We start from the raw sequence: 14,204 nt of genomic DNA on the forward strand, positions 1-14,204 counted from the left end.
GCCCCCCCGGCCCCGCCCGCCCCCCCGGCCCCCCCCACGGCCCTGCGCCAGAGCCCCGCGCACCCGGGCCGCGCCCGCCGCCGCGTCACCGGGCGGCCCGGAGGGCGCGACGGTCTCAGCGCTCCCGGCGCCCCCGGCAGCCGTGTCCAGCTCGGCCGTCGAGGCCGACTCCGACCACCGCTCGCCCCTGGCCCCCGCGTCCATCGCCTCGTTCGCCAGCCGGTCGGCGTGCTTGTTCTGCGCCCTCGGCATCCACTCGTACGTGACCCGGCCGGGTGGGAAGACCCGGGCCGCCTGCGCGGCCAGGGGCTTCATGTCGGGGTGCTTGATCTTCCAGCGGCCCGACATCTGCTCGATGACGAGCTTGGAGTCCATGCGGACGTGGACCGTCGCCTCCGGGTCCAGCGCGTGTGCGGCGCGCAGGCCGGCGAGCAGGCCGCGGTACTCGGCGACGTTGTTCGTGGCGACGCCGATGTACTCGGCGGTCTCCCGCAGGGTCTCCCCCGTCGCCGCGTCGCTGACCACGGCCCCGTAGCCGGCCGGCCCCGGGTTGCCCCGCGACCCGCCGTCGGCCTCGACGATGAACTCCCGCACCGCAGCGGCTCCCTGAAGGCCTAGAGGCCGGACTCGGAGGTGCGCACCAGGATGCGGCGGCAGTTCTCGCAGCGGACGACCGTGTCGGGCGCCGCCTTGCGGATCTCGGCCAGCTCGGTGATGGCGAGCTCCTGCCGGCAGCCCTGGCAGCTGCGGGCGTACAGCTTCGCCGCGCCGACGCCGCCCTGCTGCCCGCGCAGCTTGTCGTAGAGCCCCAGCAGATCGGCCGGGATCGAGGCGGCGACGACCTCGCGCTCCTTGGTGATCGTGGCGACCTCGCCGTCGATCTGCTCGAAGGCCGCGTCGCGGCGCGCGGTCGCGTCGTCGATCTTCGACTGGACGGAGGTGACGCGCTCGGTCAGCTCGGCGACCCGCTCCTGCGCGGACTCCCGGCGCTCCATGACCTCCAGCACCACGTCCTCCAGATCGCCCTGCCGCTTGGCGAGGGAGGCGATCTCGCGCTGGAGGTTCTCGAGGTCCTTGGGGGAGGTGACGGCGCCCGAGTCGAGGCGCTGCTGGTCGCGGGTGGCGCGCTGGCGCACCTGGTCCACGTCCTGCTCGGCCTTGGTCTGCTCGCGGGCGGTGTCGCTCTCCTCGGTCTGCGCGGCCACGAGCAGGTCGCGCAGCTGGGTGTGGTCCTTGGTCAGCGACTCGATCTCGGCGTGCTCGGGCAGCGACTTGCGCTTGTGCGCGAGCTGCTGGAGGCGGACGTCGAGGTCCTGGACGTCGAGGAGACGGATCTGGTCGGCGGGCGCGGCGTTCAGTTCGGGGCTCCAAGGGGATCAGAAGGGGGCGAGGCCGCGTGCGCGGTCCAGGGGTCGGTGACCGTCTTCGAGACGTGGACGCGCAGGTCCCATCCGTGCCGGTCGGAGATCTCGTCGAGCTGGCTCGCGGCCAGCTCGCACCAGGGCCACTCGGTGGCCCAGTGCGCCGCGTCGAGCAGCGCGAGGGGGCTGTGGGCAACGGCTTCCGACGCCGGGTGGTGGCGCAGGTCGGCCGTGAGGAAGGCGTCGACCCCGGCGGCGCGTACGTGGTCGAAGAGGCTGTCGCCGGAGCCGCCGCTGACGGCGACCGTGCGGACGAGCGCCTCGGGGTCGCCGGCGACGCGGATGCCCTGCGCGGTGGCGGGCAGCCGCTCGGCGGCGCGGGCGGCGAATTCGCGGACGGTCAACGGGTGGTCCAGCGCGCAGAGGCGGCCCAGGCCCCGGCGGCCCTCGGGGTCGGTGGGGTCCGGCACGAGCGGCCCGGTGACCCGCAGGTCCAGCGCGCCGGCGAGGGCGTCGGAGACACCCGGGTCGGCGGTGTCGGCGTTGGTGTGGGCGACGTGCAGCGCGATGTCGCTCTTGATGAGGGTGTGGACGACACGGCCCTTGAAGTGCGTCGCCGCGACCGTCGTCGTGCCGCGCAGGTAGAGCGGGTGGTGGGTGACGAGCAGGTCGGCGCCCAGCTTCACCGCCTCGTCGACGATCTCCTGGACCGGGTCGACGGCGAACAGGACCCGGGTGACCTCCTGGTCCGGGTCGCCCGCGACGGTGCCGACCGCGTCCCAGGACTCGGCCCGCTCGGCGGGCCACAGGGTCTCCAGCGCGGCGATGACTTCAGACAGACGGGGCACGGGAGCAAGGCTACCCGCCTGATCTGTGGCGTTGCACCGCCACCGCCCGCTCCCGGCACCCATCGCCCCGCTCAGCACAATCGCCCCCTTTTCCTCAGGCGAATCGTTCCTGGAACACCCTTATGTGTGAAGCCCGCTGTAGCGGAATTCCACGTTCGTGCGGGCGAACTACCTTCGTCACTGGAGGTGACCGAGCGATGACGGTCTGTGCTATCGAGCCTTCGGCGGGATTCGAGGACGGTGACGAGTACGGGTGCGGGGACGGCCGCGGGGACGGGGCCGCGCCGGCCGGCTGCACATTCACCGCGGACGGTGCCTACGGCGCGCGTCTCGCGTCGGCCGGCGGCTCCTGGTTCCCGGAGCGCTGGACCCTGGACGGCCCCGAGCCGTATGCGGTGCCGCTGCCGCGCAACCAGCCGGAGGAGCCCGGCACCGAGGTGCAGCCGATGGCCGACGGACGGGTGCTGATCCACCGGGTGGTGGCCGGGCGGCACGCCTTCTCACTGCTGTACCCGACCGGTCCGGGCACCGGCGAGCTGCCCCTGGGCGCGGTCGGCTGCCCGGACCGGACCGCCCGGCTGCGGCTGCTGCCGCCCGCCCCGGACGGCGAACGGGCCTACGCCCTCGCCGTCGGGCCGCGTACGACGTCGGTGTGGCTGGTGGCGGGCGGCGCCTGCGGGCCCGAGCGGCTGGCGGAGCTGCCCGGCCGCTGCTCGGGCGGGGTCTGGCTGGACCGGTCGGGACGACTGCTGGCACTGGACCGGGAGGCCGACGGCCGCACCAAGGCCGTCGTGGTGGACCTGGGGTGCGGTGGTGAGGTGTCGCCGCTGCTGCAGATCGCCGCCGACAGCGACGACCGGGTGCTGCTCGCCGACCACGACAGCGGGCTGCTGATCGTCCGCTCGGACGCGCCCTCGCCGGGGCAGGACCGGTTGGGCTGGGGTGTCCTCGGCAGCACGCTGCCGGTGCGTTTCCCGGAGTGCCTGCGGGTGCGGGACTGCTCCGTCACACCGTTCGCGATCCAGCCGGGGCAGGTGCTGACGCCGGAGAGCTGCGCGGTGGCGTTGCGGGTGGACGGGCCGACGGGCAGCTGGGTCGGTGTCTGGCGTCCCGCCGAGCGGCGGCTGCACCATCTTCGGGCGCCGGAGGGCTGGTTGAGGGGGACGGGCCTGTGGACGCCGGAGGGGGTGCTGCGGCTGCCGTACGCGACGGCGGCCGTGCCGTGCGGGGTGGCGCAGGTGAGTCCGCCGCCCGTCGCCGCGCCGCCGCCCGTCGCCGCGCCGGGGCCGCAGCCGGAACAGCAGCCGCCGTCGCGACCGCAGCCGGCGGCCCCGCCTCCGGGAGACCCGGGACGGCTCGCAGCACCGGGCGAGCCTCGCCCGCCGGCCCCGTCCGCCCAGCCTCCTACGCCCTCGGTCGCACGTCCTGTGCCGCTTCAGGAAGCGCCGTTGGGACGCCTTGTAACGAACCAGTGCCGGTTGGCGTGGCCGCCTGGATCCGAGGTCAGGGGTGCCGGTTAGACTCACCCGGCTCTAAAAAAGATCATGTTGACGGGGTGAATTCCATCCGATGAGCGACGCCAGCACGAACCAGCCGAGCAATGCCGACGTCCGGCAGCCCTCCTCCGGCCCCGGCCGGCACCGTGGTGAAGTCTCCACGCAGGACGGCGAGACGGCTCCGCGCGGACGCCACCGCAAGCCGGTGGCGGAGACCGAGCAGGCCGTGACTGCGGCCTGAGGGCACGCCAGTCACCCAACGGCGAACGGCCCTTCCCGCCACAAGCGGGGAGGGCCGTTCCGTGTCCTCCGTCGTGCTTCCGCTCCAGCGCTTCAGCTACGGCACCGTCTTTCACCCGCGTTTCAGACCCAGCACCTCCGCCGCGGCGAACGTCTCCCCCGCCGGCCGGTCCGCGTAGTAGGGGCCGAGGACGGCCTCCAGTTCGTCGTAGGTGAAGGTGTCCTGCTTGCTGTCGAATCTGGCGGCGACCCGCGGCCGTTCGACGACGGCGACCATCCCGCCGTGCACCACGAGGAGCTGGCCGTTGACGTGGGCGGCGGCGGGCGAGGCCAGATAGCCGACGAGCGGGGCGACGTGCTCGGGGGCGAGCGGGTCGAGGCCGGTGCCGGAGGGTTGCTCGATGCCCGCGAAGACGTCCTCGGTCATCCGGGTGCGGGCGCGGGGGCAGATGGCGTTGGCCGTGACGCCGTACCGGGCGAGGGCGAGGGCGGTGGAGGTGGTGAGGCCGACGATCCCGCCCTTGGCGGCGGCGTAGTTGGGCTGGCCGGCGGAGCCCGCGAGGAACGCCTCCGAGGAGGTGTTCACGATCCGCCCGAACACCGGCTCCCCGGCCCTCTTGGACCGCTCCCGCCAGTGCGCGGCGGCGAACCGGGTGGTGTTGAAGTGGCCCTTGAGGTGCACGCGGAGGACGGAGTCCCACTCCTCCTCGGCCATCGAGAAGACCATGCGGTCGCGCAGGATGCCCGCGTTGTTGACGAGGATGTCGAGCTTGCCGTACGCGGTGACGGCCGACTCGACGAGCGCGCGGGCCTGTGCGAAGTCGGAGACGTCGCCGGTGTGCGCGAGGGCGCTCCCGCCCGCCGCGCGGATCTCGGCGGCGACCTCCTCGGCGGGCCCCGCTGACGCCTCGCCCGTGCCGTCGCGGCCGGGCTGCCCGTAGTCGTTGACGACGACGGCGGCGCCGAGCCGGGCGAGTTCCAGCGCCTCGGCCCGGCCGAGCCCGCGTCCGGCGCCCGTGACGACGGCGGACAGCCCCTCGAGTGGCAGTGACATCGGTGGGTCCTCAGATCTCTATGCACGTGCGCAGGGCGGTCCCGGTGCGCATCTGATCCAGCGCCTCGTTGATGTCGGCGAACGGCACCCGGTGGGTGATCAGGCCCGCCAGGTCGATCCGGCCCGCCCGCCACAGGGCGATGGTGCGCTCGTAGGAGGTCAGCACGTCACCGCCGCCGTACATGGACGGCAGGATCCGCTTCTCGTCGAAGAACAGCTCGAACATGCTGAGCTGGAGGAAGTCGTCCATGGCGCCCGCGCCGACGATGACGAGGGTGCCGCCGCGCCGGGTGTTCTCGTAGGCGGTGCGGGCGGTGGCGGACCTGCCGACGACCTCGAAGACGTAGTCGAAGCCCTCGCTGCCGGTCACCTGCTGCCTGGCGTCGGGCAGTTCCTCCGGGGAGACGGCCCGCGACGCGCCGAACCTCAGTGCCGACTCGCGGCGCGAGGACACCGGGTCGACGGCGACGATCTCGGCGGCGCCCTTCAGCCGGGCCCCCTGGATCGCGGAGATGCCCACGCCCCCGCAGCCGATGACGGCGACCGACGAACCGGCTTCCACGTCGGCCGTGTTGAGCGCGGCGCCGAGGCCGGTGGTCACCCCGCAGCCGATGAGGGCGGCGATGTCGAAGGGCACGTCGTCGGGTATCGGCACCGCGCAGCCTGCGTCGACGACGACCTCCTCGGTGAAGGTGCCGGTGCCGGCGAAGCCGAAGAGGTCCCCGCCGGGGCGCTTGAAGTTGGGGGTGCCGGCGTTCATGAATCCGGCCAGGCACAGCTGGGTCTGGCCGCGCTTGCAGGCGGGGCAGGCGCCGCAGGCGGGCAGCCAGCACACGACGACCCGGTCGCCGGCCTTCAGGTGGCTGACGCCCTCGCCGACTTCGAGGATCTCTCCCGCCCCTTCGTGGCCGGGTACGAAGGGCGCGGGCTGCGGGAGCACCCCGCTCATCGCGGACAGGTCCGAGTGGCACAGCCCCGTGGCGCGCACCCGGATCCTGACCTTGCCGGGCCCGAACCCCACCGCCTCGACGTCGTCGAGGACCTCCAGCTTGTCCTGGCCGATCTCGTGCAGTACGGCTGCGCGCATGGTGCGGGCTCCCCTCGTACGGCGTGGTGGTTCAGGTGTGTTCGACGACCGTGTCGGCGAGGACGGGAGCGTCCTCGCGCTCGACGGCACTGACGGCGACCCGGGTGGAGCCGGGTGTGTGCCACATGCGGATCCGCAGGGTCTCCCCCGGGTACACGACCCCGGCGAACCGGGTGGCGTAGGACCGCACCCGGGTCACGTCCCCGCCGAGCAGGGTGTCGACGACCGCCTTGAGCGTGATGCCGTAGGTGCACAGGCCGTGCAGGATGGGCCGCTCGAATCCGGCGACCTTGGCGAACTCCGGGTCGGCGTGCAGCGGGTTCCAGTCGCCGGAGAGGCGGTAGAGCAGGGCCTGGTCGTCGCGGATCGGCCGTTCGACGGTCCGGTCGGGTTCCCCGGCGGGGGGTTCGAGGCGGGCGGAGGGGCCGCGGTCGCCACCCCAGCCGCCCTCGCCGCGGATGAAGATCTGGGCGTCGTTGGTCCACAACGGGCCTCCGGTGTCCGCGACTTCGGTGCGCAGCACGAGGACGGCCGCGGTGCCCTTGTCGTACACGGCGGCGATCCGGTTGGTCGCGGTGGCGGTGCCCGTCGCCGGGATGGGCCGGTGGATGACGAGGCTCTGGCCGCCGTGCAGGACGCGGGCGAGGTCGACCTCGATGCCGGGCATGGACAGCCCGCTGGTGACGCCGGGCTTTCCGCCGCCCGCGACGGTGGCGAAGCTCGGCAGGACGTGCAGCCGGGTCTCCAGGGTGTAGCGCAGTTCGTCGGGGTCGGTGGCGGGGCTGCCCGCGCCGATGCCGAGGTGGTAGAGCTGCACGTCCCTGTGGTCCCAGGAGAGCTCGCCGGTCCGGGGTTCGGCCGCGAGCGCCGTGGCTGCGTCGATGGGCATGGGGCTCCTGATCGCCGGAGGAAGGACCTCGGTACGGCCGTCCGCACCGTCGGCCGCACCGAGGCCGTCTGGGACCGGGCCGGGACGCGAACTGAAACGCGTTCCAGTCCCGCGCCCTCTGTATAGCCGAGGCCCCATCAGTTGTGAAGACTCCTGACACCGTGTCAGATCGGCGTGGCGACGACATGTGTCCTGCCGCAGTCCGTACAAGCGCATCTGCCGCGCGGCCCGGCGGGTCCGTAACGTCGTCGCCATGACCGCGCGGGCCCGGCGGGTCGTGCCGTTCGCCGGCGCGGTCGGGACGAAGGAGGGGAGATGTCCTGGAGAGACGACTCTGACAGCACAGGGCTCACCGGCTCCCCCGCGCGGGGGTCGGCTCCGCCGGCACGGGGCTGACCGGCCTGACGGAGCGGCTCGCGGCGGCGGGGGTTCGCTGACCGCGGGGTGGCGGACCAGGGGTGGCTTCGCGGTGGCGGCGGAGCTTCCGGCGGACGTGGCGGAGGAGCGGCCGGAGGGGTCGGGGGCGGCAGGTTTGCGCAGCGACCCGGACGTGTACGTTGGCCGGTGGTCCGCGCCACCACACGTCCAGGGCGTCGGCAACGGCTGGGAGAACGGGAGCACATGGGACGCGTCGCCGTCATCACCGCGCCGAACATCGGGTACCGCAACACGGGCATGCTGACCGTGGACTTGGCGTTCGAGTCCCTGCGGCGGCGGATGGACACCGCGTTCGACGCCACCTGGTACACGCTGCACGCACCGGAGACCGTGCCACTGCGCGAGGGTGCGCGCGGCACCGAGTTCCCGTTCCGCTTCCATCCGCTGGCCGAGCACCTCGACACGCTCCGCGACCATGACGCGGTCGTCTTCTGGGGCGACTTCCTGCACACCCGGCACTACCTGGCGCAGGACGCGACGAACCGCCTGCTCGACTTCGGCTTCGCCACGGACCGGGAGGACGCCCGGGCGCAGCTGAACCGGGCCCTGCTCCTCGCCGACCAGCCGGACGAGGTCCTCGCGCGGACCCTCAGCTACGGTGGGACGATCCTGCACAACACGCAGTCCGACTACGAGGACAAGGAGTACGGCCAGCTGTTCTCCCGCCTGGTGACGCGCAGCCACCGGATGTGGGTGCGGGATCCGCTCTCGGCGGCGAAGCTCGCGCATCTGCGCGGGGACCGTACGACCGACCACTTCGGTTCGGACGCGGCGCTGCTGTCCCGCCCCGGTGACCTCGGCCACCTCCCGACCTCGCAGTGGTCCCGGTCGGTGCCCGACGACGGTGCGATCGGCGTCTTCCTCGGCGCCCGTACGCCGATCCCCGACTGGCTGCCCGCCTTCTGCCAGGGCCTGTCCGACCGTCTGGGTGCCCCGCTGGAGTGGCTGCCCTGGTTCGACCGGGACGTCCCCGCCGCGGTCGGCCACATCGCGGCCCGCCCGGGGTGTCCCACCGTCGGCGACCTGGTCGGGGTCCTGCCCCGCTACCGGCTGGTCATCACGGACACGTACCACCTGGCCGTCAACGCGTGGGGCGCCGGTACCCCTGCGGTGTGCGTCGGCGCGCCCGAGCCGACCCCCAAGACGCACGACGACTACCTGACGCTGAGCGATGTGAAGAAGCACGTCTTCCACATAACGTACGACGCGACGGACTTCTACCTGACCACCGAGGAGGGGCACGGGCAGGACCTGGCCCGGATCGTCGGCCTTCTGGAGGGCGGCGGCGCCGATACGGTCGCGGCGCGCATCCGCGACCACGCGGACCACTCGGCGGCGTCCTTCATGCGGACGCTGACCTCACTGCTGGACACGGCCCGCCCCACCCCGGGCCCATGACCGCCCGGCCCATCCGCGTGCTGCTCGCCGAGGACCAGGGCATGATGCGCGGTGCGCTCGCGCTGCTGCCGGGGATGGAGGACGACATCGAGGTCGTCGCACAGGTGGCCGCGGGAGACGCGATCCTGGACGCGGCGCTCGCCCACGGTCCGGACGTCGCCCTCCTCGACATCGAACTCCCGGGAGCGGTCTGGACGCCGCGGCGGACCTGCGCGCCCGGGTCCCCGACTGCCGCGTGCTGATCCTCACGACCTTCGGCCGCCCCGGCTACCTGCGCCGAGCCGTGGAGGCGGGAGCGGCCGGTTTCCTGGTCAAGGACGGTCCCGTGGAGGAACTCGCCGCCGCCGTCCGCCGGGTCCCGGCGGGCGAGACGGTCGCCGACATCGCCGCCAGGCTCCACCTCTCGGAGTCCACCGTCCGCAACTACCTCTCCTCCGCGATCGGCAAGACGGCCACCCGCAACCGCATGGAAGCCCTCCGCCAGGCCCGCCGCCAGGGTTGGCTGTAGCCCCGCGCACTTCTACGGCCCCTGCGCCGCCCGCCGTGGCAGCCACACCCACATCAGCACGACCCCGGCCGTCAGCACCCCGGCCCCCACACGGAACGCGAGGGCGTAGCCCGCTGTCAGGGCCTGCGGGGTCGTGCTGCCCGACGACTCGGCTGCCGCGAGGGTGGACAGGACCGCCAGGCCCAGGGAACCGCCCATCGTGCGGGACGTGTTGACGAGGCCGGAGACCAGGCCCGCCTCCTCTGGGGCGGCGCCGGAGGTGGCCAGGGAGGCGAGGGGGGTCGCCGCCAGGCCCGCGCCGAGCATCATGAGGACGCCGGGGACGAGGATCGCCGTGGCGTAGGAGCCGTCGGAGGTCATCGTGGACTGCCAGGCGAATCCGGCCACGGCGACGAGGGTTCCCAGCGCGGCGACGTTGCGCGGGCCGACCGGCCGCATCAGGCGTGGTGCGAGCTTGGAGCCGAGGATGACGGCGAGGGAGCTCGGGACCAGGGCGAGGCCCGCCTCGATCGGGGTGTAGCCGAGGACGTTCTGCGCGTAGAGGGTCATGAAGAACCACATGCAGAACATCGCGGAGCCGCACAGGAACATCGAGACGTTCGCCGAGGACACCGAGCGCACGCGCAGGAGGCCGAGCGGCATCAGCGGACTCGCCGTGCGGGCCTCCACGGCCAGGAACGCCCCGAGCAGGACCAGGCCGGCGAGCAGCGGCAGCAGGGTGGCCGGTGCCGTCCAGCCCGCCGCCTCCGTCTGGGAGATGCCGAAGGCCAGCGTGCCGAGACCGGCCGTGACGAGCAGCGCGCCCGGCAGGTCGAGGCGGCGTCCGTCCCCGGCGCGGCCCTCGGTGAGGAACCAGGCGGCGGCGCACAGCACCACGGCCCCGACGGGCACGTTGATCAGCAGCACCCAGCGCCAGGAGAGCGTCTCCACCAGCAGTCCGCCGACCAGACCGCCCGCCGCGCCGCCACCGGCCCCGACGGCCGTCCAGGTCCCGATGGCCCGGGCCCGCGCGGCGCCCTCCGGCACCGACGCCGTGAGGATCGTCAGCGTCGAGGGCGCCAGCACCGCCGCGCCGAGCCCCTGCACGGCCCGCGCCATCAACAGCTGCCAGTCGTCCTGTGCCAGCCCGCCGGCCGCCGAGGCCAGGGTGAACAGGCCGAGCCCGACGAGGAACATCCGCTTGCGGCCGTAGAGGTCCCCGGCGCGTCCGCCGAGCAGCATGAACCCGGCGAAGGCGATGGCGTAGGCGTTCACCACCCACTGCAGGCCCTGCTCGCCGAGGCCCAGCCCGGTCCGCATCGACGGCAGCGCCACGTTGACGACGGACACGTCCAGCACGACGAGGAACTGCCCGGCGCAGGTGAGCGCGACGACGAGCCACATCGGCGGCGCTCCGCGCGGACGCAGCCGGGACAGTCGGGATATGCGGGGGCGTCGGGCGGTGGCGGCATCGGCGGATTCGAGCATGGGTGTCATGCTCTCAACCGCCTTGCGCCCCTTGCATCGGGATTTCGCAGGGCCCGGTTCTCGGTCCCGGGACCTAGGCCACTGGGCAAACCGTCACAAATACCCCGCACTCCCCCTCCAGGACCAAGGAAAGGTCAAGTTTTCGTTAGGGTGCCAAAGCAACGGAATAGTTGCCTGGACATACAAGGTTCAGACTCCACGTAACCCGACGCTCCCCGGCCTGGAGGCCCTCCTCAATGACGCAGACGACGACAGACCGCCCCGCCGGCAGAGCGAGCGGGGCCGTGGTCCCGGTGCTCGCCTTCGCGGGCATCGTTGTCGCGGTGATGCAGACCCTGCTCGTTCCGGTGATCAAGGATCTGCCGCAACTGCTGGACACCGCCCCCAGCAACGCCACCTGGGTCCTCACCTCGACCCTCCTCTCGGGCGCGGTGGCCACCCCGATCATGGGCCGCCTGGGCGACCTCTACGGCAAGCGCCGCATGCTGATCCTCAGCCTGGCCGTGATGGTCGTCGGCGCCCTGGTCAGCGCGCTCACCAGCGATCTGCTGCTCATGATCACCGGCCGTACGCTGCAGGGCTTCGCGATGGGCGCCATCCCGCTCGGCATCGGTCTGATGCGCGACATGCTGCCCCGCGAGAAGCTCGGCTCGGCGATGGCACTGATGAGCTCCTCCATCGGCGTCGGCGGCGGCCTCGCCCTGCCCGCCGCCGCCCTGGTCGCCCAGCACAGCGACTGGCACACCCTCTACTACGGGGCCGCCGGTCTCGGCGTCGCGGCCATCGCCCTCACCCTCCTCGTCGTACCGGAGTCCCCGATGCGCGCCGAGGGCTCCTTCGACCTGCCGGGCGCGCTCGGCCTGTCCGCCGGGCTCGTCCTGTTCCTGCTGCCGATCACCAAGGGCAGCGACTGGGGCTGGGCCTCCGGCACCACGCTCGGCCTGTTCGCCGCCTCGGCGGTCGTGCTCGTGCTGTGGGGCGTGATGGAGCTGCGCCTGAAGGCCCCGCTGGTCGACCTGCGCACCACGGCCCGCCCGGCCGTCCTCTTCACCAACCTCGCCTCGATCATGGTCGGCGTCTCCTTCTACGTCGTCTCCCTGGTCCTGCCGCAGCTGCTCCAGCTGCCGACGTCCACCGGTTACGGCCTCGGCCAGTCGATGGTCGTCGCGGGTCTGCTCGTCGCGCCGCTCGGCCTGACGATGATGTTCACGGCGCCCGTCTACGCCCGGCTGTCCGCGAAGCACGGCCCCAAGTTCACCCTGATCCTCGGCCTGCTGATCATCGCGATCGGTTACGGCGCCGGCCTCGGCCTGATGAGCGCCGCCTGGCAGAGCCTGGTCATCTCGGTCCTCCTGGGCGCGGGCATCGGCCTCGCCTACTCCTCGCTGCCCGCGCTGATCGTGGGCGCCGTCCCGGCGTCGGAGACGGGTGCGGCGAACGGCCTCAACACCCTGATGCGCTCCATCGGCACGTCGGTGTCGAGCGCCGTGATCGGCATGGTGCTGGCCGACACCGCGAACAACGTCGGCGGTGTCGAGATCCCGACCATGCACGGCTTCCGGGTGTCCTTCCTGATCGCGACGGGCGCGGTGGCGGTGGGCCTGCTCCTGGCGCTGTTCCTGCCGGGCCGGCGGCCGTCGGACAAGCCGCAGTTGCGCGCGAGCAGCGAGGAGGACGCGGCGCTGGAGCGTGCCGAGCAGGCCCTTCGCGGCTTCCGCGGCCGGGTGCTGGGCGCCGACGGCTCCCCGGTCGCCCGGGCCAAGGTCACGCTGATCGACCGCTGCGGCCGCCAGGCGGGTGCGACGCTCTCCGCCGAGGACGGCAGCTACGCGCTCACCGTCCCCGCCCAGGGCTCCTACGTCGTGGCCGCACGCGCCGCGGGGCACGGCCCGCTCGCCTCGTCCGCGACCCACGCGGGCGACGAGCGCCCGGTCGACCTGGACCTGTCGCTGCCGGGAGAGACGGTTCCCGCCTGACCTGCCGCCCGACCCGCTACTCACCGGTACCCCCTGTCGTCCTTTCGGCAGGGGGTACGGCACGATGGGCGCCCTGACCGTCGTACGACCGAGAGGAACCCCATGCCCGCGGCGCCGAAGCCCGAGATCCTGGCCGCGTTCGAGGCGGCGAAGGGGTTCATGCCCGTCGGCGAGGGCCTGGCGCTGTACGCGGCGGCGGTGGAGGCCGGGCGGCTCGGGCTGCCGCTGCTGGAGGTCGGCACCTACTGCGGCCGGTCCACGATCCTGCTCGCCGACGCGGCCCGCGCGGCCGGGGTCAGCGCGCTCACCGTCGACCACCACCGCGGCAGCGAGGAGCAGCAGCCCGGCTGGGACTACCACGACCCGGAGACGGTCGACCCCGAGATCGGCCTGATGGACACGCTGCCCACGTTCCGCCGCACGCTCCACCGGGCGGGCCTGGAGGAGCACGTCGTGGCGCTGGTCGGGCGGTCCCCGCAGATCGCCGCGTTCTGGCGGACGCCGCTCGGATTCGTCTTCATCGACGGCGGCCACACCGACGAGCACGCAGGCGCCGACTACGAGGGCTGGGCCCCGCACGTCGCCGAGGGCGGGCTGCTGCTCATCCACGACGTCTTCCCCGACCCGCAGGACGAGTTCACCGGCCAGGCCCCCTACCGCGTCTACCTCCGGGCGCTCGCCTCGGGCGCCTTCACGGAGGTCTCGGCGACGGACTCGCTGCGGGTGCTGCGCCGCACGGGCCCGGGCATCTGACGCACGGCAGCCCTTTCGACGGCTGGGCGGGTGAACTGCGCCCCCCGCACCCCCGCCCGGTCGGCCGACGGGCGGCGTGGCGCGTCGGTGACCCGAAGGACGAGTTCACCGGCCAGGCCCCTACCGCGTCTACCTCCGCGCCCTCGCCTCCGGCGCGTTCACCGAGGTCTCGGCGACGGACTCGCTGCGGGTGCTGCGCCGCACGGGCCCGGGCATCTGACGCACGGCAGTCCCTTCGACGGCTGGGCGGGTGAACTGCGCCCCCCGCACCCCCGCCCGGTCGGCCCACGGGCGGCGTGGCGCGTCGGTGGGCGACCGTCACTGCCCAAGGATCCGGGCGCGTGGCACACACCTTCGAAGAGCTCGTGGAGAAGCAGCGCGCGGCGGACGAGGCGTACGCCCGCGTGCGTCATCTGCAGGACGCGTACGGGCCGCCCACCCAGACGAAGTGGAGCGACCAGCAGACCACCACCTGGGAGACGGCCTGGCGCGCCTGGCGCGATCTCGCCCGCGACGTCCAGGCGGCGGTGACCGGGTACGCGAAGCAGGAGGGCACACCGCGTCAGGAGGTGGAGGCGCGGGTGAAGGAGGCGGTACGGCACGGGGACGACGGCGGGAACGGGACGTAGCCGCCACCCGTCGGGCCGTCCTCGGCCCGCCGCCCCCGCCGACGGCCGCTAGGGTGGCAG

At 73.3% G+C, this 14,204-nt stretch carries 13 protein-coding genes and 2 pseudogenes; 8 read left to right on the forward strand and 7 right to left on the reverse strand.

Annotated elements, in window-relative coordinates:
• The 3 genes from ABT116_RS04880 to ABT116_RS04890 all read right to left on the reverse strand — a co-directional run.
• Nucleotides 1–594: reverse transcriptase-like protein (locus tag ABT116_RS04880; RefSeq protein WP_351627861.1), on the reverse strand; the 594-nt coding region annotated here is incomplete at its 3' end.
• A 20-nt stretch (nucleotides 595–614) separates the two neighbouring features.
• Nucleotides 615–1,358, reverse strand: a complete 744-nt coding sequence (locus tag ABT116_RS04885) for a zinc ribbon domain-containing protein (protein WP_351628012.1) — start codon at nucleotides 1,356–1,358, stop codon at nucleotides 615–617.
• Nucleotides 1,355–2,209, reverse strand: coding sequence for a Nif3-like dinuclear metal center hexameric protein (locus ABT116_RS04890; protein ID WP_351627864.1), 855 nt, complete (start codon nucleotides 2,207–2,209; stop codon nucleotides 1,355–1,357). Before ABT116_RS04890 ends, ABT116_RS04885 begins: the two co-directional genes overlap by 4 nt.
• A 197-nt stretch (nucleotides 2,210–2,406) precedes the next feature.
• Between ABT116_RS04890 and ABT116_RS04895 the strand changes: the two genes are divergently transcribed.
• Complete coding sequence (locus tag ABT116_RS04895) at nucleotides 2,407–3,729, forward strand: hypothetical protein (RefSeq protein ID WP_351627867.1); 1,323 nt, start codon at nucleotides 2,407–2,409, stop codon at nucleotides 3,727–3,729.
• Between the two features lie 49 nt (nucleotides 3,730–3,778).
• Entirely contained in the window at nucleotides 3,779–3,946 is a 168-nt protein-coding gene (locus ABT116_RS04900; protein ID WP_351627870.1) for a hypothetical protein, read from the forward strand.
• 111 nt (nucleotides 3,947–4,057) lie between these two features.
• Here ABT116_RS04900 and ABT116_RS04905 read toward each other — a convergent pair whose 3' ends face one another.
• Genes ABT116_RS04905 through chsH3 form a run of 3 tightly spaced genes read right to left on the reverse strand, consistent with a single transcriptional unit; the run spans nucleotide 4,058 to nucleotide 6,975 of the window.
• On the reverse strand, nucleotides 4,058–4,999 hold the full coding sequence (locus ABT116_RS04905; protein ID WP_351627873.1) for a 3-oxoacyl-ACP reductase: 942 nt from the start codon (nucleotides 4,997–4,999) through the stop codon (nucleotides 4,058–4,060).
• 10 nt (nucleotides 5,000–5,009) lie between these two features.
• Entirely contained in the window at nucleotides 5,010–6,086 is a 1,077-nt protein-coding gene (locus ABT116_RS04910; protein WP_351627876.1) for a Zn-dependent alcohol dehydrogenase, read from the reverse strand.
• A 31-nt stretch (nucleotides 6,087–6,117) separates the two neighbouring features.
• Nucleotides 6,118–6,975, reverse strand: a complete 858-nt coding sequence (gene chsH3 / locus ABT116_RS04915; RefSeq protein ID WP_351627879.1) for an enoyl-CoA hydratase ChsH3 — start codon at nucleotides 6,973–6,975, stop codon at nucleotides 6,118–6,120.
• A 621-nt stretch (nucleotides 6,976–7,596) separates the two neighbouring features.
• Here chsH3 and ABT116_RS04920 point away from each other — a divergent pair.
• Nucleotides 7,597–8,811, forward strand: a complete 1,215-nt coding sequence (locus ABT116_RS04920; RefSeq protein ID WP_351627882.1) for a hypothetical protein — start codon at nucleotides 7,597–7,599, stop codon at nucleotides 8,809–8,811.
• A pseudogene (locus ABT116_RS04925) lies at nucleotides 8,808–9,319 on the forward strand (response regulator). The gene ABT116_RS04920 and the pseudogene ABT116_RS04925 overlap by 4 nt, the downstream one beginning before the upstream one ends.
• Before the next feature lie 12 nt (nucleotides 9,320–9,331).
• Here the strand turns inward: ABT116_RS04925 and ABT116_RS04930 are convergent.
• On the reverse strand, nucleotides 9,332–10,795 hold the full coding sequence (locus tag ABT116_RS04930) for an MFS transporter (protein ID WP_351627885.1): 1,464 nt from the start codon (nucleotides 10,793–10,795) through the stop codon (nucleotides 9,332–9,334).
• A gap of 227 nt (nucleotides 10,796–11,022) precedes the next feature.
• Here ABT116_RS04930 and ABT116_RS04935 point away from each other — a divergent pair, with 227 nt between their 5' ends.
• The 4 genes and pseudogenes from ABT116_RS04935 to ABT116_RS04950 all read left to right on the forward strand — a co-directional run bounded on the left by ABT116_RS04935 (nucleotide 11,023) and on the right by ABT116_RS04950 (nucleotide 14,144).
• Nucleotides 11,023–12,762 (forward strand): MFS transporter, encoded by a 1,740-nt coding sequence (locus ABT116_RS04935; RefSeq protein WP_351627888.1) that lies wholly within the window; start codon nucleotides 11,023–11,025, stop codon nucleotides 12,760–12,762.
• A gap of 102 nt (nucleotides 12,763–12,864) precedes the next feature.
• Nucleotides 12,865–13,515, forward strand: a complete 651-nt coding sequence (locus ABT116_RS04940; protein ID WP_351627891.1) for a class I SAM-dependent methyltransferase — start codon at nucleotides 12,865–12,867, stop codon at nucleotides 13,513–13,515.
• A gap of 14 nt (nucleotides 13,516–13,529) precedes the next feature.
• Nucleotides 13,530–13,735: pseudogene (locus ABT116_RS50830) on the forward strand (class I SAM-dependent methyltransferase); the annotation flags it as partial.
• 121 nt (nucleotides 13,736–13,856) lie between these two features.
• Nucleotides 13,857–14,144, forward strand: a complete 288-nt coding sequence (locus ABT116_RS04950; RefSeq protein WP_351627894.1) for a hypothetical protein — start codon at nucleotides 13,857–13,859, stop codon at nucleotides 14,142–14,144.
• Nucleotides 14,145–14,204 lie beyond the last annotated feature (60 nt).

Origin of the sequence: Streptomyces sp. NPDC002130 (assembly GCF_040296465.1) — a bacterium.
GTDB lineage: Bacteria > Actinomycetota > Actinomycetes > Streptomycetales > Streptomycetaceae > Streptomyces.

What these genes read in the sequence shown, in the direction of transcription:
- ABT116_RS04895 (WP_351627867.1), top strand. Translation starts at nt 2,407, where the DNA reads ATGACGGTCTGTGCTATCGAGCCTTCGGCGGGATTCGAGGACGGTGAC.
- ABT116_RS04900 (WP_351627870.1), top strand. Translation starts at nt 3,779, where the DNA reads ATGAGCGACGCCAGCACGAACCAGCCGAGCAATGCCGACGTCCGGCAG.
- ABT116_RS04905 (WP_351627873.1), bottom strand. Translation starts at nt 4,999, where the DNA reads ATGTCACTGCCACTCGAGGGGCTGTCCGCCGTCGTCACGGGCGCCGGA.
- ABT116_RS04910 (WP_351627876.1), bottom strand. Translation starts at nt 6,086, where the DNA reads ATGCGCGCAGCCGTACTGCACGAGATCGGCCAGGACAAGCTGGAGGTC.
- chsH3 (WP_351627879.1), bottom strand. Translation starts at nt 6,975, where the DNA reads ATGCCCATCGACGCAGCCACGGCGCTCGCGGCCGAACCCCGGACCGGC.
- ABT116_RS04920 (WP_351627882.1), top strand. Translation starts at nt 7,597, where the DNA reads ATGGGACGCGTCGCCGTCATCACCGCGCCGAACATCGGGTACCGCAAC.
- ABT116_RS04930 (WP_351627885.1), bottom strand. Translation starts at nt 10,795, where the DNA reads ATGACACCCATGCTCGAATCCGCCGATGCCGCCACCGCCCGACGCCCC.
- ABT116_RS04935 (WP_351627888.1), top strand. Translation starts at nt 11,023, where the DNA reads ATGACGCAGACGACGACAGACCGCCCCGCCGGCAGAGCGAGCGGGGCC.
- ABT116_RS04940 (WP_351627891.1), top strand. Translation starts at nt 12,865, where the DNA reads ATGCCCGCGGCGCCGAAGCCCGAGATCCTGGCCGCGTTCGAGGCGGCG.